The organism is Candidatus Accumulibacter necessarius (assembly GCF_036625085.1).
On sequence record NZ_JAZKUM010000001.1, the window covers coordinates 315,241 to 336,458 of the forward strand.

At 55.3% G+C, this 21,218-nt stretch carries 16 protein-coding genes; 2 read left to right on the top strand and 14 right to left on the bottom strand.

The features are described from left to right. The first annotated feature begins 57 nt into the window (after positions 1-57). Positions 58-1,281 (top strand): hypothetical protein, encoded by a 1,224-nt coding sequence (locus tag V5B44_RS01650; protein ID WP_332357376.1) that lies wholly within the window; start codon positions 58-60, stop codon positions 1,279-1,281. Between the two features lie 14 nt (positions 1,282-1,295). On the opposite strand, the gene V5B44_RS01655 is transcribed toward V5B44_RS01650, so the two are convergent. The 3 genes from V5B44_RS01655 to V5B44_RS01665 form a co-directional block, all read right to left on the bottom strand. After that, positions 1,296-2,873, bottom strand: a complete 1,578-nt coding sequence (locus V5B44_RS01655; protein ID WP_332357377.1) for a glycosyltransferase — start codon at positions 2,871-2,873, stop codon at positions 1,296-1,298. 191 nt (positions 2,874-3,064) lie between these two features. Further along, entirely contained in the window at positions 3,065-4,981 is a 1,917-nt protein-coding gene (gene asnB, locus V5B44_RS01660) for an asparagine synthase (glutamine-hydrolyzing) (RefSeq protein WP_332357378.1), read from the bottom strand. Next, complete coding sequence (locus tag V5B44_RS01665) at positions 4,982-8,839, bottom strand: D-glucuronyl C5-epimerase family protein (protein WP_332357379.1); 3,858 nt, start codon at positions 8,837-8,839, stop codon at positions 4,982-4,984. A 71-nt stretch (positions 8,840-8,910) separates the two neighbouring features. Here V5B44_RS01665 and V5B44_RS01670 point away from each other — a divergent pair, with 71 nt between their 5' ends. Further along, positions 8,911-9,237 (top strand): hypothetical protein, encoded by a 327-nt coding sequence (locus V5B44_RS01670; protein WP_332357380.1) that lies wholly within the window; start codon positions 8,911-8,913, stop codon positions 9,235-9,237. On the opposite strand, the gene V5B44_RS01675 is transcribed toward V5B44_RS01670, so the two are convergent. From V5B44_RS01675 to V5B44_RS01725, 11 genes are all read right to left on the bottom strand, one after another. Next, positions 9,215-10,744: a class I SAM-dependent methyltransferase gene (locus V5B44_RS01675; RefSeq protein ID WP_332357381.1), complete on the bottom strand. Its 1,530-nt coding sequence runs from the start codon at positions 10,742-10,744 to the stop codon at positions 9,215-9,217. The two genes, V5B44_RS01670 and V5B44_RS01675, sit on opposite strands and share 23 nt — an antisense overlap. Beyond that, complete coding sequence (locus V5B44_RS01680; protein ID WP_332357382.1) at positions 10,741-12,513, bottom strand: ABC transporter ATP-binding protein; 1,773 nt, start codon at positions 12,511-12,513, stop codon at positions 10,741-10,743. Before V5B44_RS01680 ends, V5B44_RS01675 begins: the two co-directional genes overlap by 4 nt. Next, a complete protein-coding gene (locus V5B44_RS01685) occupies positions 12,506-13,291 on the bottom strand; it encodes an ABC transporter permease (protein WP_332357383.1) in 786 nt (261 codons plus the stop codon). Before V5B44_RS01685 ends, V5B44_RS01680 begins: the two co-directional genes overlap by 8 nt. After that, positions 13,284-14,369, bottom strand: coding sequence for a non-hydrolyzing UDP-N-acetylglucosamine 2-epimerase (gene wecB / locus V5B44_RS01690; RefSeq protein WP_332357871.1), 1,086 nt, complete (start codon positions 14,367-14,369; stop codon positions 13,284-13,286). Before wecB ends, V5B44_RS01685 begins: the two co-directional genes overlap by 8 nt. Then, positions 14,369-15,925, bottom strand: a complete 1,557-nt coding sequence (locus V5B44_RS01695) for a DegT/DnrJ/EryC1/StrS family aminotransferase (protein ID WP_332357384.1) — start codon at positions 15,923-15,925, stop codon at positions 14,369-14,371. Before V5B44_RS01695 ends, wecB begins: the two co-directional genes overlap by 1 nt. Positions 15,926-15,929: 4 nt before the next feature. Further along, entirely contained in the window at positions 15,930-16,238 is a 309-nt protein-coding gene (locus V5B44_RS01700) for a hypothetical protein (RefSeq protein ID WP_332357385.1), read from the bottom strand. 150 nt (positions 16,239-16,388) lie between these two features. Then, positions 16,389-17,459, bottom strand: a complete 1,071-nt coding sequence (locus tag V5B44_RS01705; RefSeq protein WP_332357386.1) for a glycerol-3-phosphate dehydrogenase/oxidase — start codon at positions 17,457-17,459, stop codon at positions 16,389-16,391. Further along, positions 17,456-18,031 carry an acyltransferase gene (locus tag V5B44_RS01710; protein WP_332357387.1) on the bottom strand — a complete coding sequence of 192 codons (576 nt, stop codon included), beginning with the start codon at positions 18,029-18,031 and terminating at the stop codon, positions 17,456-17,458. Before V5B44_RS01710 ends, V5B44_RS01705 begins: the two co-directional genes overlap by 4 nt. 2 nt (positions 18,032-18,033) lie before the next feature. Beyond that, the gene (locus tag V5B44_RS01715; protein WP_332357388.1) at positions 18,034-19,092 is read right to left on the bottom strand and encodes a Gfo/Idh/MocA family protein; all 1,059 of its coding nucleotides are present in this window, start codon (positions 19,090-19,092) and stop codon (positions 18,034-18,036) included. A gap of 81 nt (positions 19,093-19,173) precedes the next feature. Then, positions 19,174-19,410 (bottom strand): hypothetical protein, encoded by a 237-nt coding sequence (locus tag V5B44_RS01720; RefSeq protein ID WP_332357389.1) that lies wholly within the window; start codon positions 19,408-19,410, stop codon positions 19,174-19,176. A gap of 155 nt (positions 19,411-19,565) precedes the next feature. Then, the gene (locus V5B44_RS01725) at positions 19,566-21,131 is read right to left on the bottom strand and encodes a gamma-glutamyltransferase (protein WP_332357390.1); all 1,566 of its coding nucleotides are present in this window, start codon (positions 21,129-21,131) and stop codon (positions 19,566-19,568) included. Between the last annotated feature and the right edge of the window lie 87 nt (positions 21,132-21,218).

Genomic DNA, 21,218 nt, shown 5'->3' on the forward strand with positions numbered 1-21,218 from the left:
TCAAAGCAGCGAGATTGTTGACGCTCGAAACCAAATTTTGGCGCCGAAGAGGGACACTTGCCACCGCACACGCCAAAGCTGTTATCTTACCAACCGCTTGGCTATAATGGCAAATTCATCCCGGCGCAAGACATGTCAAGCAAATCATCACCCGTGCTAGTGCTGTCGCTATCAGACATCCGGCGCGACCCGCGTGTTTTCAGACAGATCGATGTCCTTAAGGGCCAGCGCGCTGTTCTGGCAGCAGGCACCGGAATTATGGCGATCGACGGGGTCACCTCCTACACGATTCCGATCCAACGCCGAACTCCAGTCGGTCGTGCTCATGCCTTGTTCTGCCTCAAGACAGGACGTTTCGAGCAATTCTATTGGTCCCAGGGTCACGTCATTCGCGCACTTGCTGACCTTGGGCACGCGAGGTACCCCTTTGTCATTGCCAACGACATTCAAACGCTCCCGCTGGCGCTGCACCTTGCGCGAGGAGCACCCGTCCTTGTCGACCTCCACGAATACTCCCCAAGGGAACTGGAAGATCGTTGGCTTTGGCGTTTCCTGTTCCAGAAATATAGCGACTATCTATGCAGGCAGTACCTGCCGAAAGCCACCATGGTGACAACCGTTTGCGCTGGCATTGCCGAAGAATACACTCGGCAGTATGGTGCTCGCCCGACTGTGATAACGAACGCACCAAGATTCCACAGTCTTCCTGTACACAAGACTGATCCGTCTCGGATTCGGGTGATACACCACGGTGTTGCAGCCCGCTCACGCCGCATCGAAAGCATGATCGAATTGGCGAATTTGCTTGATGCGCGCTTCACGGTCGACTTCATCCTCATTCCTGGCGACGCCAAGTATATCGTGCAATTGATGCGACAGGCCGCTGGCAGCCGCAACATACAGTTTCTCCCCCGCGTAGAGATGAATCAGATCGTGCCCTTCTCTGCGCAATATGACGTGGGTTTGTTCTTGCTGGAACCAACAAACTTCAATTACCTTCACGCGCTACCGAACAAGTTTTTTGAATTCCTGCAAGCGCGGCTTGCCGTTGCCATTGGCCCATCACCGGAAATGGCCCGCATCATCTCTCAATTTGGTTGCGGCTTGGTTTCCCAATCGTTTGAACCGCAAGCTTTGGCTAAAGAATTAAACCGCCTTGATGCCGGCACTCTCGACAAAATGAAAGCTCAGTCGTCACAAGCTGCAGCCGTTCATTGTGCAGAGCGGAACGCCGACTTACTCAAGACTGCTTTCGCTTGCCTTCTTTCCGGACCAACCTGAGTCGCGAGTCATGGCTATCGAATCCAGAGTTGCAATTCTGCTCTAATTCTTGCCCGGAGCGCAACGGGAACAAGAATCCACAACCAGCGGGCAAATCGGAATGAGGTTTTGGAAAATCGAGACCTCGCGGGGACTGGCGGTTCTTCAATGACCGGCAGTTCTTCAATGACTGGCGGTTCTTCAACAACTATCTCCGGGAATACATTCGGCTTTCCATGACGAGAAAGCTTTCCCAATGACGAAATGTTTGCCGACTTGATCAATTCCGCTAACCGAGTATAGAAGATTTTGCTAACATTTTCCCAGTGAAACCGCTCTAGAAAAAAGGCAGCAGATCTCTCTGCATAGGCCATTCGGAGCGCCGGGTCCAGTGCCAGCCGGTCAATCTCCCTGACCAGTTGGAAACGATCAGCGAAATCAACCACGACACCTGCGCCAGACTCCGAGATGATTTGGCTAACATAACTCGTTCTCGACGCCAGAATAGGCAAGCCCGCCGCCATATACTGGGAAATTTTGTTCGGGCAACAATTGGAATAATTAAGTCCGGTAGGTGTGTAAGGAACAAGCCCCACATCGAATTCAGCCGCAGCCGTTACCAACTCTGTTTCGTCAATCGCTTCAAGAAATAGAACACGGATCGCATAAAGCCCCAACGAGATGGCTAGGTCGACCATCTTTTTTTTGTACTCGTTATCCGGACCTCGGAGGACAAGTATTGCCGATGGGTGCGTATGCGGCCAAGCACTGATCAGCAAATCGATCCCCCTGGCATTCGCGAATCCGCCTTGAAAAAGAAAGCGACATTCAGTTCCGGTATGCTCTCGTCTTGTTTTCTCTTGGTCTTCGGCTACACGTGAACCTAAGGGCTCAGCATTGGGTACAGATTCAAAGGGAACACCGTACAGTCGTGCCATGTGGTCCGCCAGTCCTGGCGATACGGTTTGTGCATAGTCCACATGACGGACCAGACGCCCTTCAAGCGTAACCCAGAAATCATGTTCGAAAGCCTCCTGCTCAACATCTGCGGCTGGCCAGAATTCATGTGCGTCGTATATAAGTGGAACCCCCCAGCGTTCTTTGAGAACCATACCTGCGAGTAGGGTATCCAAATCTGTCGCAATGACCGCACAAATTCCGGAAAGTTCTTCTGCATGATCGACCAAAGAATAGGTCATTTGCAGCAAGTACTTGACGTACCACCGAAACGCTACCATTCGGCCCAAATTTTCACAACCTAGAATTGCCAGCAATTCGCCATCGTCAAGTGACAAAATTGCCATCAAGCTTGAAAGCTCGAGCAGCGCAGCCGAATTATTACGCGAAAATATATTTTCCCTAATGACTCCAAGATTCCTGCTTGTTTCAATTCGAGGATACGACCAAACCCATCCTTTGTCGTCTGAACCAGACGCACTAGGTTTGTCATTGGCGACGCGGCTAATCCCCAACTGATGGATAATAAAATTTTCGCGACCGCCAGAAGCGATCCAGTTTAAACGTGGGTCGCGTTGGGGTTCATGCGCCACCAGCAGAAGAACATGGTATTTTGCATCTGAGTCTTGCTTCGAAACGGGATTCAGTTCATACATCGACAAATCATCCTAAACCTTCGTTCGCACCCCTAAAATCTGATGCAATGAACTTCTTCACGGCAAACGCCTCACTGCGAATTGCGACGGACTTAGAGTCTACCCGACCGCATTGCTGCCTTTGCCACCGAGAAAACCCATAGCCCTGAGACAAATCTTGGCTAGCGTAAATGGATTCTGCATACCGATTCCTACATATGTAAACGATATTCACCATCAATATGAACGCGATGCCAGAGTTCCAAACACAAAATGCCCCACACAACGCGCCCAAACTCCTTCTGGTTGTTTAACGCATTCTCCACTTCACTGAAGTTGTAGATACCACGTCGGCGCGCACGATCCGAAAGCAATGTATCGCGAACAAAATCTCGCGCCACTCCCTGGGTCCACTGCGTGATAGGGGTTGGAAATCCCATTTTGTCCTTACGCTCAAGAACTACCGAAGGAACAGTATTTTTTACCGCTTCCTTGAATAAATGCTTCATGCGCCCACCTGCAAACTTGATATTGGGAGGAATGCGCGCCATGAACTCGACGATGCGATGATCCAGAAAAGGCACCCGTGATTCAATGGATGCTGCCATACTGGTTCGATCCTCAACATGCAGCAACGCAGGCAATGAAGCTTTCAAATCAAAATACGTCATACGGTTGATAAGCGACCCCAGAGCATTTCGGTTGAATATCTTCAAAAAGGATTCATATGGAGAATAGTTGCCATCAAAAAGCCCTCGCGCTAACAATGTGGACATTCCCTCGCTGCGGTCAACCAGTTTGAAGTAGCGGCTATCCGATGATTCGAATAGGCCGTCCTTCCAAAGCCCTTGCAACATGGGCTTATATGTCTGCAACAAAGGCAAATTCGGTACGATGGATGCAAGCGTCACTGCATATGGGTTTCGGTTAGCCGTTTCAAAAATCGCGCCCGATAAACATTTTTCCAGGTACGCGACCAAATAACGAGCATAACCGATAAACAACTCATCACCGCCTTGTCCGCCTAACACCACCTTCACATGCTTGGCGGCCAGTTTGGAAACATAGTATTGGGGAATCACTCCCGGCCCCGCTAATGGCTCGTCCATGTAATACATGAGTTGTGGAAGCACGTCCGCCAAATCCGAGCCTGGAATGTAGACCTCGTGATAGTCCGTACCAGCAAAGGCGGCAACGGCCTTGGCGTAGGCAGTCTCGTCGAATTGAGGTCCTTCGGAAAAAGCACCCGTAAACGTCTTGATGCGCTCTCCCTTCAAGCAATCCGCTGCTATGCAAACGAGCACACTGGAATCGAGACCGCCAGACAGGTGTGCCCCCAACGGAACATCCGATCGCAAATGAATGCGGGTCGCATCCTCAATCAATCCGGCAAGATGATCGACAAACCACGCTTCCCCATGGCTGTCGTCGATCTCATAGCTGACGTCCCAGTATTGCCGTGTCTCAACCGAGAGTGAGTCGTCACCTATCTGTACAGTCATGCAACAACCCGGCTCCAATTTCTCGACACCTTTGAACAGCGTCTTTTCACCCAAACAGAACTGGAATGTCAGGTAATCCTGTAGGCCCGCCATATTGGGTGTAGCTTGGACGTAGCCGGAGGCGAGAATCGCCTTGATCTCGGAAGCAAAAATCAGCGACTTTGCGTCGAAAGCGTAATAGAACGGCTTGATCCCAATCCTGTCGCGGGCGCAGAAAAGCCGACGATTGCCGCGATCAAAGATGGCAAAAGCGAACATGCCCAGGAAACGGTCGACGCAACGGTCCCCCCATTCCCGGTAGGCATAGAGCAGCGCCTCCGTGTCAGAATAGGAGCGGATCGGATGCCCTTTGCCAATCAACTCGCGACGCAGTTCCAAATAGTTGTAAATGGCACCGTTGAAAACCACTGTCACTTGGCCATCTTCACTCGTCATGGGCTGCTTGCCGTGTTCCGGGTCAATAATCGCAAGGCGACGGTGGCCCAAATATATGCCGCAATCCAAAGCGTTGAAAGTACCGCCGCCATCGGGGCCGCGATGCTCCAGCACAGCCATCATCTGCTGCAGTGAAGAATTTGCGCGCTCCGGCGAAAGCGAGATGTCAGCAATTCCAACAAGACCACACATCTAGAGAACTCCCCGTTCATCTTTGCTTATTGAATAACGCTGCATCGTCATGTAACGGAAATCGGGCCCATGGTACGGGTGTAACAACCTTATTCGACTTTCCTTGGCACTTGCGGTGAATCTAATCTCCCAAGGTTCGGCTGATCCGCCGGAAAAGTCGAAGACATGGCTGGAAGCCCCGCGCAGCTTTCCATTGTCAAGTTCGGCTCGCAAGTCGAACCTCCTATCGTTTGCCGTGATGTATCCGTGCAAGTCTTTCGGGACCAAAGAGAAGACATAATCCGCGCCAGCAGATAGCCCGGTAACGATCCACTCCTGGTTTTGATTCGGACTCGCTGCCCCGATGTAGTCCGCCCCCTGATTGCTTGGTCCAAACATGGGTGCGTCTAAGACATTTTTTATGGCAAGGTTCAATTGTAGCGGAAAAAGCATTCTTCTATCTGGTCCAACCACCCCCACCGGATTTGCGGAAAGAAATATTCTTGGATCGGAATATGCTTCGAACCATGTCCAGGGCTCATTTCTCGCCAACATCGCCAGACCGGCATTGTCTTTATCAACGTCCAAGGGATTTGGATAGCGGACGAACCGGTGTGCTCTCTTGACAACCGCCCCGCGAGTTAGCAGGGCTCGTATCTCACTGAGCCCAAGCTTTGTGCCTTTGGCGTCAGTATAAAAAGAACCATAGGTTGGATCGACAAGAACCCAGCGTGCGCCAATTTCAAGCTCAGCCATGACATGTCCATCGTCCTTCGGGTAGTTATAGAGCCCAATCACTCTCCCCCCTATGCCTTGCACCACTGCGAGAGCCAAGAGAACGTTGACAAAATTGCCGCATGCGCCGACGCGCTCGCGAACGGCCGTATCGGGTGTCGCATCGCTTGCATAGCCAACCCTGAAGCCGGCGATGAAATCCAGGAACCTCGATATCTTCTCTTCGTCTGATGTCGCGCCAGCCGTCAGTTCATCAGACAAGGCCGCGATTCGTTGGGTAACCGGAAAACGAAAGATTCTTAGCGGATTACCCGGGTCAGTCGCCGAAAGCAATGTGCCGTCGAGTTCTTCAATCGGTCCACGACTTCCGGCGGTCGGTCGGTTTGCCGCCTCAAACTTCGAGCGTCCGCGCGTTGAATTGGGAATTCCCTTGAGTTGGTTGTCAAGGAAATGGCGATGCCGTTCCGCATACTGGTAGAAGAACCAGTCATTGGTCAGGTTTGCGATACGCCGAATTTGCTCAGCTTCATAGGACTGGTATACCGCCCCCTTGTACCAGCCGATGTCCTGCGGCCGCACGACGAACACAGCCTCCTTCCATTGACCATCTCCTTTCATGGGCCAGACTCCGGCGCGTAGAGGGGCGAAAGCAAGCTGGTTTCCACTGTCGATAGCGTGAATCTTGACTGCCATTTGGCCTTGCGAGACATCCTTGTAACGGATGACCAGCCTGTGCGCCGGCACGTCGAAGTAGTCACCAAACTCGCCGTCAGGCAGGTTCATTACCAGATAAGCATTGTGACGCGTGCCGCCCGCGTCCAGACTCGGTTCGGTGCGCAGAAGATAGCCATTACCGAACGAGCGACCTGTCTTGCCATCCACGTTTTGCTGGCCCAGCCATTCGGCGCCATGGATGTGGGCCAGGCCCACCGTATCGCCCGCCCAGCCCACATCAAGGCGCACGAAATTGCCCGTCTGCGGATTCTCCAGCAATACTTCGTCAATCAGCGGTGCTTTCGCGCCAGACAGCCAGTCGATCTGGAACAGCAGTTCCTTTCGTGGGTTCAAGTCATAACGCAGCCAGTAACCGCTATCGAAGCGATGGAGATGCTCGCGCAGTGCCCGTATTCCCGACTCGGACAGTAGCTGAATGTCGGTTGACTTCAGGTAACGGGATGCGTGGGCAAGTTCGACAACGCTCGCTAGATGAGCGTTAAGGACATGTGTGGCGTTGGGCACCTCTTCATACCAGACGAATCCCTTGCGGTCGCTGGTGGTTATCCCTCCCTCCGAAAAGGACATTTCAAATGCTCTGGCGGCTCTGAACAGCCCCGCGTTTACGCGGCTCCGGGGTGAGTAATAGTTATTTTCTCCCGCATAACGTAAAGCCTTTAGGGCATATGCCTGTAAAAATGAAGACTGCCAAGGAGCCTTGCTGAAAACATCGTTGTATGCGTTGTCAATCGGGAACGTATAGATCGCGGCTTCGCCTTTGGTCAGATAGTTCTTGCCATCGAGAAGCCACTCCAATGCGGGTTTTCGTCGCAGATCAGTCCTGGAGAAACGGGTTACTGCGTTGGCTGGGATGGCCTGTCCTAATGTTAGAGCCTGGTCCGCAATGATGAAGGGGTGATAAATACCGCCTTGTCTAATGACGCCATTCTTGTCACGGTCGAAAATTTCCGGGGGTGGCGTTTGCTGTGGCAATTGTGCAGGATAGGGCGTTATTGCCCTACCCGTTCCCACATCCTTGTCTGCCAGAGCTGCATATCCTCTCGCAATACCTGCCCACGGCTCGAACCTCTCGTCCCAGCGGGCAATCTTCTCCAGATACTCGGTGTGCTTTTCCGCATATGACCGCCCCACCCAATAGCCCAAGTCCGTTGATCGCAACGGGACAATCCAGCGCCGCCATTGCCCTGCACCGTCAAGATGCAAATCACCATCGCGAAGGTCACGGAAGGTCTGCCCTGGGGAGATGGCGCGCTGCTGGATGGTAATATCCGCCGCGCCATCGTCATAATAGTCGACGATGAGTTCATACCACTGGTCACGCAGGTTGTCTCTCCATTCATTGGGGAGGCTAAGGTAGAAATAGGTGTGCGGTGCCCCCATTTCGTCCGGCTTGTTCTCAAGTTCGCTCGGGACCAGCCGACGGACGGTTCGGCCTGACAACTGCTCAATCGGTCCCCAGTGCGTCCCGGCAAAGCGGTTAGCACCCTCTGCATCACCTTGATTCCCAACATCGACCGAGACTTCCCTCTTGCTAATGGGATCCCGCAGAGTGATCTTGTCTACTGCAAGGGGATGGTTGGGTAAGCCATACGGATTGGCGAAGCGGAACAACAAGTCTGTCTTTCGCGGGTTCAGGTCATAGCGCAACCAATAGCCCGAATCAAAAAGCGGGAGCCAGCGGTAAAGCGTGTCGGTTCCACGCTTGAGCCAATGTTGAACGTGACTCTCGCCAGTCGCATCCGCCAACTCCTTGAGCGCGAGCAACACACGCATATGGCCATTTAGAATGTGGCTCGGGTTCTCTGCTGGACTTGGGATCTCTTCAAACCAGATATCTCTGCCGGATTCAAACAGGAAGCCACCATAGCTTAGTGGTGAATACAACGCCACTGCCGCCTTGCCGGCCAATTCCAGATATTTCTTATCGCCTTTTTCCCTGTAGGCAGCAAGAAATGCCTGAATTCCAGTCGCCTGCGCGAAGGCACTTGACCACGGTGCCTTGATTGAGACGTCATTGTAGGTACTGTCAAAACCGTATTCCCAAACCCATAAGCCATTCGCCTGCTCCCTCAGATTTCTCTCAAGCCAGTTTACGTTAGCTGAAAATTTCTCGGCATTCTTTAGATTGGCGAGTCTTGGGTCATAAGTCTCGACGCCAGCGTACGCCAAAGCGTATATGGCAACCCAAGCCGGATGGTATTGCTTGCCAATGCCCACGATTTCAAGATAGGGCACTCCGTCACGGTCGAGCAGATGTACAGCGCGGTCTACATCGGTTTGACCCGACGCAGAGGTCGATAGCGGATCATGCGTTTGGTGGTAAACGCCATATCCGCCCGCGATTCCGAACAAGACAACCGCCAGTAAGGCCAATGTGCGAGAGGATAGCCACAGCCGCCAGTTTTTCATCCAGTTGCGCTCCCGTTCTCACGTAGCGAAATCTCGGGCAGGATGGCTGCAAACAGATCCGAATGCGGCCGTTGCTGCTCATTGCCACTGATCTGCGCGAGCAATTGTGGCTGCCGAACAGTCAGATCGTAAGCGTGACTGTTGATCACAATCACGTCCGCATCTCGCGGACCGGTTTTCGTGAGTTTGGCCCCGCCAGTCACGCTTTGGATAGCGCGATACCAAAACCCGCCGCGGCCAATCGCCGGCATCGCCAAGCCGATAGGGGCTCCGTGGTGCTCAGCCTGAATCAGCCGACATTGTTGCACGAAGATATGGTAATCGAGGTGCTGGCTGTGGCAGTGGCAGTGGCAGTGGCAGTGCATCAGCTTGCGCTCATTGCTTGTCTTTACTCCTGAACAGCTGGAGTGATGCGACATGGCCGCGCAGTCTCCTGAACAATGTAACCTCAGGCAGTTGCCTTAGCGAAGCAAGCTCCGACTTCAGCAAGGCAAGTTCTTCCTGCAGTGCACAACGCTCTGCCAGCGCGAGTTGCTCAATCTCGTCGAGCAACTCGCGCCATACCTGGCGTTCAACCCCGTGAAGCGAACCCTTCAACCAGTCAGGATTAAACCAAAATGGGGCTGTCACCTGTACAAACCCTGCAGTTCCGCCAAGATCTATAGCGTGGTATGCGGGCGAACCGGACTTCCCTTTTGAGAGATCGAGCCCTGCCGGTCCGCAATCCGGTTCCAGACTGAGGACCGCGTCCACCTTCGGCATGCGCACAAGCAATCCGTAGTAACTTGCTACTACTGTGCGGTGAAAGACGATTTTGGATCGCCCTGCTGGGTCCGGAATGACAACGCCAGAATAGACTTGGCCTACCCCATCTTCGATGGTCAACTGAATTGAACAGTTCGATTGACGCAGCCAATCTATTACAAGACCCGTAGGGCTTCCATACAACGGAAACTGTACGACCAATCCGCCATTGACCGACTGAACTGCCCGAGCACTTGCCGTGTATGGCCACAGATCTAACTCGGGACGCTCTACCGCTGACACCCTCACGACGCTGGCATTTCTGGGTGCAACCTGAGCCGGGGAAAGCGGCAAACCTCGTAAGCTATTGGAATATTCTCCGCGCTTGAACAGCACAAGTATCTCACTGTGCAGTCGATGGGCTCCGTTGGTTCTCAAATCTTTGTAAATCACCTTGCCAAGCATTTGAGCAAGTTTCGAGGAAAGAATTTCCGGTTGATCTACTCCCTTGCCCAGCCCACCACATTGTGGACAGATTGAATTAGACCAGCCAGCATATTCACCAAGTACTTGCCTACGGAAGCTGGTTTCGATGGGATGACATGGCGACCATGGTTCGCCGGTTAGAACCATCGAGTCTACGCTCCAGCCTTGAGGTTTGCGTTCAAGCAACTTCAACCAGTCATAAGACCGCATATGCCAATTAACGTTGTAGGTCGCACCGCAACCTGGACAGCGCGCAGTACCGTCAAGCAACTCTTCCCGAAACGGAACGGCAACCATCACGTAATGCGCCGCAACGCGAAACAACTCATTCCACGATTTCTCTTCAATCGACGCCGGCAAGTGTTCAAGCATGTCGGTGGTCAAGACCAAGTCAAATGTCCGATCTCCAAAGGAAACAGCAGTTGCGTCTCCAACCACCGTTTCAAAGTTGCAGCGAGACAAGGCCTCTTGACTCGAATCTAGACCCACTATCTTCTTCTGGGTTTCTTTGATCAGATGTCCGGTAATCTTTCCATCACCACAACCAACATCAAGAGCATTGTCTATATCATTCGGCACGAAATCGATGATGGCTTCGACCAGGTTTCTTTGGCCTAACTGCAATTCCTGATCCCAGACATCTCGTGATTCGTAGAGATTCTTGTTTTGACTCACCACTGAATCTCCCAAGTCGCCGGTTGATTAACGATACCTATTTCAACTCCTATGCCATCAGGCGGCAGGATTTTCAGTGCATAGCAACGATCATGAAGATCATAGGCCTTGGGTTCTTGGCTGGCGGCAAGATTGAGCTCTTTGAAAAGCGCAACAGAGACGACATAATCCCCGGGTCCAAGCAATAGCGGACTGAAAACAGCCTTAATACGCCCTCCCTCTTCCAAAGTACCCAAACGCATTCCGCTCCTACTGGAAATTACTTGAAGAGCGCATGCACCATCGGGTCTATAGATGGCGATCACTGCCACAGGATCTTTCACAGCTTCGGCGGCGACAAAAGTCATGGTGGCTGAGGCAACCTCGCCGCTCACAAGGGTGTGCCGGTACTCGCCCCCGGAATCAAAAAAACCGAACCCGGTAATCTTGATGGGCCCACTCCCATAGCGGTCAACCGACGATAGTACGAGCAGTTCGGATTGTGACGAGACATCCTTTGCCACTGCCTCTTCATCTCCGTCATTACTGGCCAGCATTACCCGAACAGTGCTCCATTCGGTCAGGCCACCTGACGCAACGACTTCCGTGAGATGAACAAATCTTTGCTTAATAGGGTCGAATTCGTCCAACGAGAGAGCCACCTTACTACTTGCCAGATAGACAACCTCGACCCACCTTTCGCTTGTTGCAACACCAGACCAATCAATCTGCCACGGAGCGTGAACAAAACGCCCACCCAGATCAGCAAACTTTCTCGCAGGGCAGCCATTAACAATCTCAACGTTCGACCAATTTGTCGCTCCCAACTCGACGATCATTCGCGATGGAGCTTTGTCCCTGCCGGGATGAATTGTGCCCGCAATTCGATCGCCGCAACCAAAGCGAATTTCGGAGACGGCGAAAGCCTGAGAGGGTGCGCGGCCATCCGTTCCAATCAGACGAAAGAGCGAAATGGCCGCGGACTCAGTACTCGCGGCCCTAACCATAGCCTTCGACAACGACATGCTCCGCGCACGTGTGCGAATCTCCTCGTCCTCCCTGACGCTCGCTAGATACAACTTGCTTACGCTAAGGACATCACCATCTGCCCTGACGCGGCCACGATCAATCCAGACACCACGATCACAAAGCAACTGGACTGAGCTCATGTCATGGGACACGAACAGAACAGTCGCACCTTCACTGGTCAGGTTCCTCATCCGCTGAATGCACTTGCCAACAAAATAGGCATCACCAGCGCCCAGAATTTCGTCGACTATTAGAATGTCTGGTACAACCGCGGTGGCCACCGCGAATGCCAGCCGCGCGTACATTCCGGCAGAGTATTCACGGATCGGACGGTGTATGAAGTCTTCCAACTCGGTGAAATCAACGATCTCGTCGATAGCTCTGTCTACTCGGGCTTGTGACAACCCCTGAAAGGCGAGCGCGGATCTTATGTTGTCGATACCGGTGAAATCAGGATGAAAACCTGTGCCCAGTTCCATCAGAGCTTGAACATTCCCAGCAATCTGGACCCGTCCGGAATCCGGCCGCATTTGCCCACAGATGACGCGCAAAAGGGTGCTCTTACCCGCGCCATTTCGACCAATCAGTGCTACCTTTTCGCCACGCTCAATGGACAAGCTCACCTTGTGGAGTGCGACAAACTCATCATACTTAGACTTCGGGACACGAATGCCCAATGCGTCAAGCGCCCGCCACCCAGGGTGTTGAAACCGGTGAAACGTCTTGACGACGCTATCGATAGAGATGGTCTGCTCAGACATAGTCGGAAAACACTGGTTTTAGGCGGGAAATCACCCGGTAACCAGCCGCCAGCATCACGATGCTGAACCCCAAGAAGACGAAAAATTCGGTCACCGGAATAATGCCGTCAATCAGGCAAGCACGATAAAGCTTCATTAGCCAGGCAAGCGGATTCAGAATCAGCAAAGGGCGCATCCCTGCTGGAACCATGGATTCTGTATAGCCAATTGGAGAGACCAACATCAGGAACAGAATCAGGATTGGGGTTGCTTGTTGCAGATCGCGAAAGAACACGGTTATTGTGGATGTGATCCAGACGATGCCAAGTACCATCATTATCTGAAATACTAGGATGACGGGTACCAATAGATGTGTCCAGTGCAGGTGTCCAAAATAGACGACACCGATCCAGACAAGTACAAACCCGAGTACCATGGTGACATGCCCGACTATCACATCGCGCGCAACGACCAGTTCGATCGGGAAAAGTGTATTTCGTAGGAGTCCGCGATTCGCCACAATACTTCCCGTGCCGGTGCCAAAAGCCTCGGAGAAAGCAAGAAAAGGAACGAGGCCGCAGAAGACTACCAAGACATAATCGGGCGTAGCAAGCCCGGGAACGCGCACGCCCAGAATAAATACGAATACGACTGCATACATCCCCAAGAACAGCAATGGATACAGCGCAAACCACATAGCTCCCAAGGTACTGCCTATCATCCGGGCTCGGAGGGTCTGAATGGCTGTTGCAGTGAGCAGCGCGTGGTTTTTCCACAACAACCGAATAGGGTCAGTCAATACAGTTCTCCAAGATTGCTGAAATAATACGAGGCGTCGCCGCTCCATCGCCGTATGGTCTTGAAGCCATTACTCCAATAGAGAGGTTCCGGACCGCTGCGATAATTCGTTCATATTCCGCCCCCACAACCTTATTCCAGCCCAGTTCGACCGTTTCCACCCACTCTGTCTCGTCACGCATGGTGACGCACGGAACACCATAGAAAAACGCTTCCTTCTGAACACCGCCGGAATCGGTAAGTATGACCCGTGCGGCTTGCTCGAGAGCGACCATATCGAGAAACGGAATCGGGTCGGCAACGATCACCGATCCGAGTTTGTCATCCAGGCCGTTTCCCGCAATCAGTTTGCGGGTGCGCGGGTGAAGTGGAAGCACGACCGGCATTTGTTTGGATATCTCTGCTAACGCCGAAACGATTTCAGAAAGCCGTTTGGGGTCATCCGTGTTCTCGGCACGATGGCAGGTCGCCAGGGCAAAACCGCCGCTTGCCAGGCCAAGGTCCCTGAGCACGCTACTCTGGCGTTTTGCCTGCTCGCGGTAGTAGAGGGCAACGTCATACATGACATCGCCAACGTTATGGACGCCGGTCAGAATGCCTTCATTGGCTAGGTTCCGTACTGCCGTCTCGGTTGGACAGAACAGGAGGCTCGATACACGGTCAGACACGATGCGGTTGACCTCTTCCGGCATACGCATGTTGAACGACCGCAAGCCAGCTTCCACGTGAGCAACCGGAACATGCAACTTGACGGCCGCAAGGGCCCCGGCCAGCGTGGAATTGGTATCGCCGTAGATCAACACCCAGTCCGGCGTTTCGCCCAGCAAGACCTTTTCCACCGCTTCCAGCATGCGACCGGTCATGGCACCGTGATGCCCGCCGGATATCTCCAGGTTGTATTTCGGGTGGGGGATGTCCAGTTCTTCGAAGAAGACCGTGGACATGTTGTCATCGTAATGCTGGCCAGTATGAACCAGGATTTCAGTCACCCGGTCGGCGAATTCGTTGCGCAGGCACCGGGAAACGGCTGCCGCCTTGATGAACTGGGGCCGGGCGCCAACGATGGTGACGATTTTGATCACTTGTTTAGTGCCTCGATCATCAGCACGACGATTTGGTCCTGCTCCCGCTGCGAGAGATCGGCGCTCATCGGTAGGCTCATGACCCTGCCGGCCATGGCATCCGACGACGAGACATTACTGCTGATCCTGCTCAGCGCCTGATAGGCCGACTGACGATTCAGCGGAATGGGGTAATGCACTGCCGTCGGCACCCCTGCCGTCTTGAGTTTTTCCTGAACCTGTTCGCGGTTCTCGACGAAGACGGTGTATTGCGCGAAGACACTGGTCCGGTCAGGACGCTGAGTAACCGTCGGCACCTTGCCGGCAAACAGTTCGTTATAGCGTGCACCGATTCTAAGGCGCTGTTCGACTTCCCACTCGAAGCGCTCCAGCTTGCCCAGTACCACGGCACACTGCAGGGTATCCATGCGGCCACCGACGCCTATGCGGGTGTGCACGTAACGCCTTTCCTGGCCGTGCACACGGATCTCGCGCATGGCCTTGGCCAGCTTGTCGTCACTGGTGAAGATTGCCCCGCCATCGCCATAGCAGCCGAGCGGCTTGCTCGGAAAGAAACTGGTGCAACCGATGGTGGATAGATTGCAGCTCTTTCGGCCCTTGTACTCGGCGCCAAAGCTCTGGGCGGCATCCTCGATGACCGTCAGGCCGTGCCTGTCGGCGATGGCGTTGATTTCGTCCATATCCGCCGGTTGGCCATAGAGGCTGACCGGCATGATGGCGCGGGTCCTGGGGGTGATTGCGACTTCGATCTTCCTGGCGTCGATGTTGCAGGTATCCGCTTCGATATCGACGAAAACTGGCGTGGCGCCGAGCAAGGCGATGACTTCGGCGGTGGCAACGAAGGTGAACGGAGTGGTGATGATTTCGTCGCCCGGCTTGACATCGATGGCCATCAGGGAAATAAGCAGAGCCTCGGTACCGGAGGCGACCGTAATGCAGTGTTTCGCCCCCGTGTATTCGGCCAGCTTGCCTTCCAGTTCAGCCACTTCGGGGCCCATGATGTACTGGCCGTGGTGGAGTACGCGATGGACGTTGCGCTCCAGTTGCGGGCGCAAATTGTCTTGCTGCCCGGCCAGATCGATAAAGCTTAGGGGTTTCGCCTGCTGTGGAGCCTGGAGGTATTGCTGCGGAGTGATGGTGTGCTGCGGGTAGCGTTCGCACAGCTTGCCGTCACGTGTCAGAAGCTTGATGCTGTCCGCCGTAAAGCGTGAAAGCGCACGGACAAGTTGCTCGTCCTCAGGATCCTGGCTGTCAAACACATTGCCTTCTCCCGCTAAAGAGGCAAGCCAGTGTTTATCCTGCGCGAATACTTTCAACGCGCGCCGGGCGAGAGCGGCGCAGTGACGTTTGTCGATCTGCGTATTTTGAGCTTCCGCTTTGCGCATTACCTCTCGTACCATGTTGAATTCCATGGTTTGCACGCTGCCTGCATAGAGCCAAAGTTTTGCGCCTTGATCTTTGCAATGTTGCAGGGCTGCCGCTGAAATTGGCGCAAAGGGCATGCGATTAGCGCATACGTCAAGCACGATATTGACATCGATGAGTAAGTCCATGGCTTTAAACCGGGCGCCCCTGTTCTTTGCGAATTTGTGCCCGAAGGTCAATGGCCTCCAGGCGCTCTTGGTACTCTGCGCCTAATTCCGGCAAATCTGCATCGGGTGGCAACGGCGCATTGAGAATGGATTTGTACTGTTCAAGCATGGCCTGGCCCCGCGAGATGGTTTCCGTGGGCAAATTGTATTGAGGTATTTGCGAATCTATTTCATCATCCGGCACATCGACGATCACGCGAACATAGTCATGCTTGAGGCGTAACGGTTGCGTGAATTCAATGCGACCGTGGCTATAGATGGCTTCAACTTGCATGATCCGTCCTTTGCATGAATGAGGGTGCTATCTTGAACTGCATTGCTTACGCCATTAGCGAGACTGGCCCTTGCCGCGCAAGGCTTCCGAGTCCCAAGGCGCTGTTTAGCCAGCCCTTCAGGTCGATTAACTGGATTTCCGTGGCTTCTCTCAATGCCGTGATTTCATGACGATTGCTGCGGCGAGGGCTCGCGAGGTGGTCCACTTGCCGCCGAAGACATTGATCAGCCTGCCCTGACGTTCGATGACCGATTCCCGACTGGCTGAAGAGAAATCGGATTTGCTCGCGACGATCGGACGGATGCCGGCAAAGCTGCTAATTATATCCTGACGCGACATCCCTCTACTAAAGCAACGGTTGTAGTTGGCGATGAGATAGTCGATTTCCTCGTTGCTCGGCGCGCAATGATCGGGGTCGGCCTGACTGACTTCAGTGGTGCCCAGCAGGGTGTTTTCCCCGTGCGGGAGAACAAACAGGATGCGTTTTTCGCCGGGTACCTGCAGAACGCAACCCTGCTCGCGCTTGCCGGGCACGACGATATGGCTGCCGCGGATCAGCTCAAGCCGGTAGGCACTGGTCACGCCTGACCCGGCGAGTAGTCTCTCCGCCCAGGGGCCAGCCACATTGACGACACGGTCGTAACAGGCTTCGGATCCGTTCGTAGAAACTTCTCCCGTTGCGGGGTCGACCTTGAGAACGGGGGTCCATTCGTGGATTCTGGTACCCGATTCCCTGGCTCTTTCTGCGGCCCACAAGCCGAGTTGGTAGTCATCCATTCGGGCATCCCAGTATGCGTAGGCACCCAACAACTGGTCGCGTTTCAAGCCAGGAAAGCGTTCGGCAACCGCGTCGGCACTGTACCAGCGGCCACGCGGGAACCCGGATCCCGTTGCCAGCAGATCGTAGAGCCTGATCCCCGCCCCGACCAGCCACTTCGCTCGCTCACCGTTGCGGTAGATCGGGATCAGCAACTCGAGTGGCCGAGTCAGCTGCGGCGCCTGCCTGATCCACCAGGAGCGCTCCTGCAGCGCCTCGCGAACCAGCCTCAGATGACCATGTTCGAGGTAGCGCAAGCCGCCATGCAACATCTTGCTGGAGGAGCGGCTGGTGGCGGACATCAACTGGCCTTTCTCGTACAGATCAACGGCTTCACCGCTTCGGGCAAAGGCCCAGGCGGTCATGACACCGTTGATTCCACCGCCAATGACTGCAACCTTCATTCAACCGCCAGTGTCGTCCCCGTCAGTTTGTAGGTCTTGCCCGTCACCGGGCATCGTGCGACCCCTTCTCCCTCTAGGGGCAGCCCAAGACGTTCCCCATGCTCACTTATCCAGCCGATCTGCCTGGCTGGCACACCGGCCATCAGTGCATAGGGCTTGACGTCACGATTGATCACCGCACCAGCGGCGACAAAGGCGAAATCGCCAACCGTTACACCGCAGACAATCGTACTGTTCGCCCCAAGCGTTGCGCCCCGCTTGATCGTCGTCTGGCGATACTCATCCTTGCGCGTGACCGCCGACCGCGGGTTGTAGACGTTGGTGAAGACCATGCTCGGGCCACAGAAAACGTCGTCCTCGATATGCACGGCATCGTAGATGGAGACGTTGTTCTGCACCTTGACGTTGTTGCCGATGGTCACGTCATTGCCGACGAAGACGTTCTGGCCGAAGGAGCAGCCTTCCCCGATCCTGGCCCCGGCGCAAATGTGGGCGAAGTGCCAGACGCGGCTGCCGTCGCCGATTTGAGCGCCCTGATCGACGATCGCAGATGGATGGATGGTCACGGTCATGATCAGTAATCCAGGGGCAACGCAATACGCTTGCCGTCACGAGCAGCAAGGTATGCGGCAATCAGTGTTTCGAGCGACTTGAGACCTTCACGGCCATCGGTCTCCGGCTCTGCTTCGCCGCGCATGACCTTGATTACGTTGTCGTAATACAGAGGATGGCCGAACCCATAGACCGATGTTGTCTCGTAATTGGCTGCCGAAATTTTTTCGTCTTCCGGCAGTTTCTCGGCGAATTCCCAATGCTGGATTTCGTTGACCGCGACGCCGCCGATACGCACCGTCCCTTTCTCACCCAGAATCGTGATGCTGCCTTCAAGATTCTTCGGGTAAGTGAGCATGGTGACGTTCATCGAACCGAGCGCCCCAGAGCGCCAGCGAATGCTCAAGACGCCGCTATCCTCAACCTGGATATCCCGCTCCAGCGTGGCTGTATAGGCCTGGATGCTCTCGATGGGACCGATCAACCAGTCGAGCAGGTCGACGTAGTGGCTGGCCTGGTTCATGAAGGCGCCGCCGTCGTACTCCCATGTGCCTCGCCACTTTGCGCTGTCGTAGTATTCCTGTGGTCGGGTCCAGAAGACGTTGATATTGACCATGTAGATGCGACCAAAGCGCTTCTGCTCGACAGCACGCTTGAGCAGCTGCAGCGTGGCATTGCGGCGGTTCTGCTTGACGACGAACATCCTCACTCCGGCTTCGTCGCATGCCTTGACCATGCGCAAGCCATCGTGCCACCGTGTCGCCATCGGTTTTTCAGTCATGACATGGCGACCGGACTCGGCGATTTCTACTGACTGTTGTGGATGCAGACCGCTGGGCGTCGCCAACACGACCATATCGGCAGTACTTGTCTTCAGCATTTCAGTCAGGCTTGAGTGCCCCTTCGCCGCCGTGCGCTTGACGGCCTTGTCGAGCGCTATCGGATCGACATCGCAGACGTCTACGATTTCAACGCGGTCCGCGTGTTGTTCCATGGCGCCAAAGTGGTTGGCGGAAATTCGTCCGCAGCCAACGAGGGCCAGGCGAATCTTGCGATCGGTAATGACGGGATAGTTGCGCATGGTATTCGCTGATATCCAAAGACTACGGTTGGAAGGCGGTGAAACCAGCCGCTGCTGCCTTGTAGCGGCAATGGATGCACTTCATGTTGCCGAGCGCAGGCGTCCTGCCCACGCGTCGCGTTCGCAGCCCACCTCGTGCAAGTCGGCGATAGCGTTCATGCGCGGCGGCGCTACAGTGAGCGAATCAACGGGATTGAGCAGATTTATCGAGTCCAGGCGGATTTCGTGTTCCTGCGCCACATCATCTGAGCCGGCCCATGGGCCAGGCGCCGCGGCCTCGCCGCTCTCCCAGGTTGCCAGTTCAGAGACGCTGCCCATGGAGCTAACCCTCTTAAAACCACAATTTTAGCGTAGACGCCTCAGCTTTTCGGAACGGGCGGAGAGGAAAAGCAACGATGCGTCGGTTTCCAGCCATGCTTGGATGGTAACGATGTTCTAACCAAACCGTGGCCCCGAACGGGCTGACTGGTCCATCATTCGGCGACCACCACCACTCCTCCACGCCTGCGATCACCAGCGCCGGACAGGTAACCGTTGCTGCTGGCGACGCAGTTGACGCCGCCAAAGAACATGCTAGTCGAGTCGAAGTGCGTTGCACCCGGCCAGGCGGTCTGCAGGGCGTCGGCCGCTCCGGCGGCGAGGCCGACATCCTCAAACCACAGCTTCCTGCCTTCGACATGCAGGCGGGCGGAGTTGACCGCCTCGTCGAGCGGACGCCGATAGAGCAGCAGGTTGAGCAGCGCCTGCAGGATTGCGCTGCGGATCCTGTTCGAACCGCCGCTACCGAGCGCGAAGCACGGTCGATCGCCGGCGAGGACGATGGTCGGTGACATCATCGTACTCATCCAGGTTCCCGCTGCCAGTCGATGGAAGCCGCCCGGGTTGATGTCGTCCTCGCCTAGGAAGTTGTTGACGTGGATCCCCAGCCCCGGGAGTGCATGGCCACAACCTTCGCCGTTACTGGTGGTCATCACCGCTGCCATGCCTTCGGCATCGATTACCGAAATGTGCGTCGTCGCCCCGAGGGGGTTCTCGGTGCGCAGGGAGCGAGCGCGTCCGACCCATGCCGGGAGAGCGTCACCGGCTAGCAACGAGCGGATTGCCCCCGGGTCGGTGCGAAGCAGTTCGTCGTAGCCCGTCTGGCGGAAGTCCGATACGGTCGCCAGGACCGCTGCCAGCGCGAGCTGGTGCTCGCGTGACAGGAATTCCTCTCTCCCGAGACCAAGGCCCTCGGCGATACGCATCCCGACGCCGATCAGGCCTCCCCCCGCGGCGGGCGGCGGGTTGGTCAGAACGGTGTGGGCGCCGAAGGGGACACGCAACGGCTCACGCACCACCGGGGCGTAGGCGGCGACATCCTGCGCCGTGATCAGACCGCCGTGGGCCGGGCCGAAGTGGTCGACCAACGATTCCCAGTACTTCGCCACCTGTGTGTCGGGATCGTCTTCACCAAGGGCGTGCAGGAAGTCGCCAAGTTCCGGGTTGGCCAGCCGATCGCCGGCTTTCGGCAGCTGTCCACCAGGAAGGAAGAGGCGTGCCACGGTGGGCGAGTGTCTGGTGATCGGGGCGATCAGGCCGGCAATCATCGCGATCTGAGGACTGACCCTGAAGCCGTCGCGTGCCCAGGCTGCCGCCGGTGCCACGACCTCGCGCAGTGACCGGCGGCCGGCGCGACGATGCAGGGCCAGGAGGCCGACCAGTTCGCCGGGAATTGCCGCTGCCGCTTTGCCGATGTGAAAGACCTGTGTGGCCTGTCCAAAATCGACGGTGATCGGCGCAAAGTCCAGCTTCGGCAGCGTGGCAAGTCCGCGCCCCGGCGCCGCGGCAAAGAAATCGAGCACTTCGTAGCCATCGTCGGCATCGCCCCAGAGGCAGACGCCGCCGCCGCCAAGCGATGTCAGCGGGAGTTCGGTCACTGTCGCCGCGAGCTTGGCAGCGACGATCGCGTCGATCGCGTTGCCGCCGCGGCGCAGCAGGCGCGCGCCGGCAGCCGCCGTATGCGCCTCTGACGCCGCGATTACCCCACGTATGCTGCTCATTTACGGAGAATACGCGATGGCCCGGCGATCGGGAAGCCGGCCTGAAGACTAAAGTACGGGAACAGTCTTCCTGTCTGGCCGAGTCAC

Bases quoted from the DNA above. Each gene is read 5' to 3' on its own strand.
- V5B44_RS01700 (WP_332357385.1), bottom strand. From the start codon at position 16,238: ATGCAAGTTGAAGCCATCTATAGCCACGGTCGCATTGAATTCACGCAA.
- V5B44_RS01695 (WP_332357384.1), bottom strand. From the start codon at position 15,925: ATGGACTTACTCATCGATGTCAATATCGTGCTTGACGTATGCGCTAAT.
- V5B44_RS01655 (WP_332357377.1), bottom strand. From the start codon at position 2,873: ATGTATGAACTGAATCCCGTTTCGAAGCAAGACTCAGATGCAAAATAC.
- V5B44_RS01710 (WP_332357387.1), bottom strand. From the start codon at position 18,031: ATGACCGTGACCATCCATCCATCTGCGATCGTCGATCAGGGCGCTCAA.
- V5B44_RS01705 (WP_332357386.1), bottom strand. From the start codon at position 17,459: ATGAAGGTTGCAGTCATTGGCGGTGGAATCAACGGTGTCATGACCGCC.
- V5B44_RS01680 (WP_332357382.1), bottom strand. From the start codon at position 12,513: ATGTCTGAGCAGACCATCTCTATCGATAGCGTCGTCAAGACGTTTCAC.
- asnB (WP_332357378.1), bottom strand. From the start codon at position 4,981: ATGTGTGGTCTTGTTGGAATTGCTGACATCTCGCTTTCGCCGGAGCGC.
- V5B44_RS01725 (WP_332357390.1), bottom strand. From the start codon at position 21,131: ATGAGCAGCATACGTGGGGTAATCGCGGCGTCAGAGGCGCATACGGCG.
- V5B44_RS01715 (WP_332357388.1), bottom strand. From the start codon at position 19,092: ATGCGCAACTATCCCGTCATTACCGATCGCAAGATTCGCCTGGCCCTC.
- V5B44_RS01720 (WP_332357389.1), bottom strand. From the start codon at position 19,410: ATGGGCAGCGTCTCTGAACTGGCAACCTGGGAGAGCGGCGAGGCCGCG.
- V5B44_RS01665 (WP_332357379.1), bottom strand. From the start codon at position 8,839: ATGAAAAACTGGCGGCTGTGGCTATCCTCTCGCACATTGGCCTTACTG.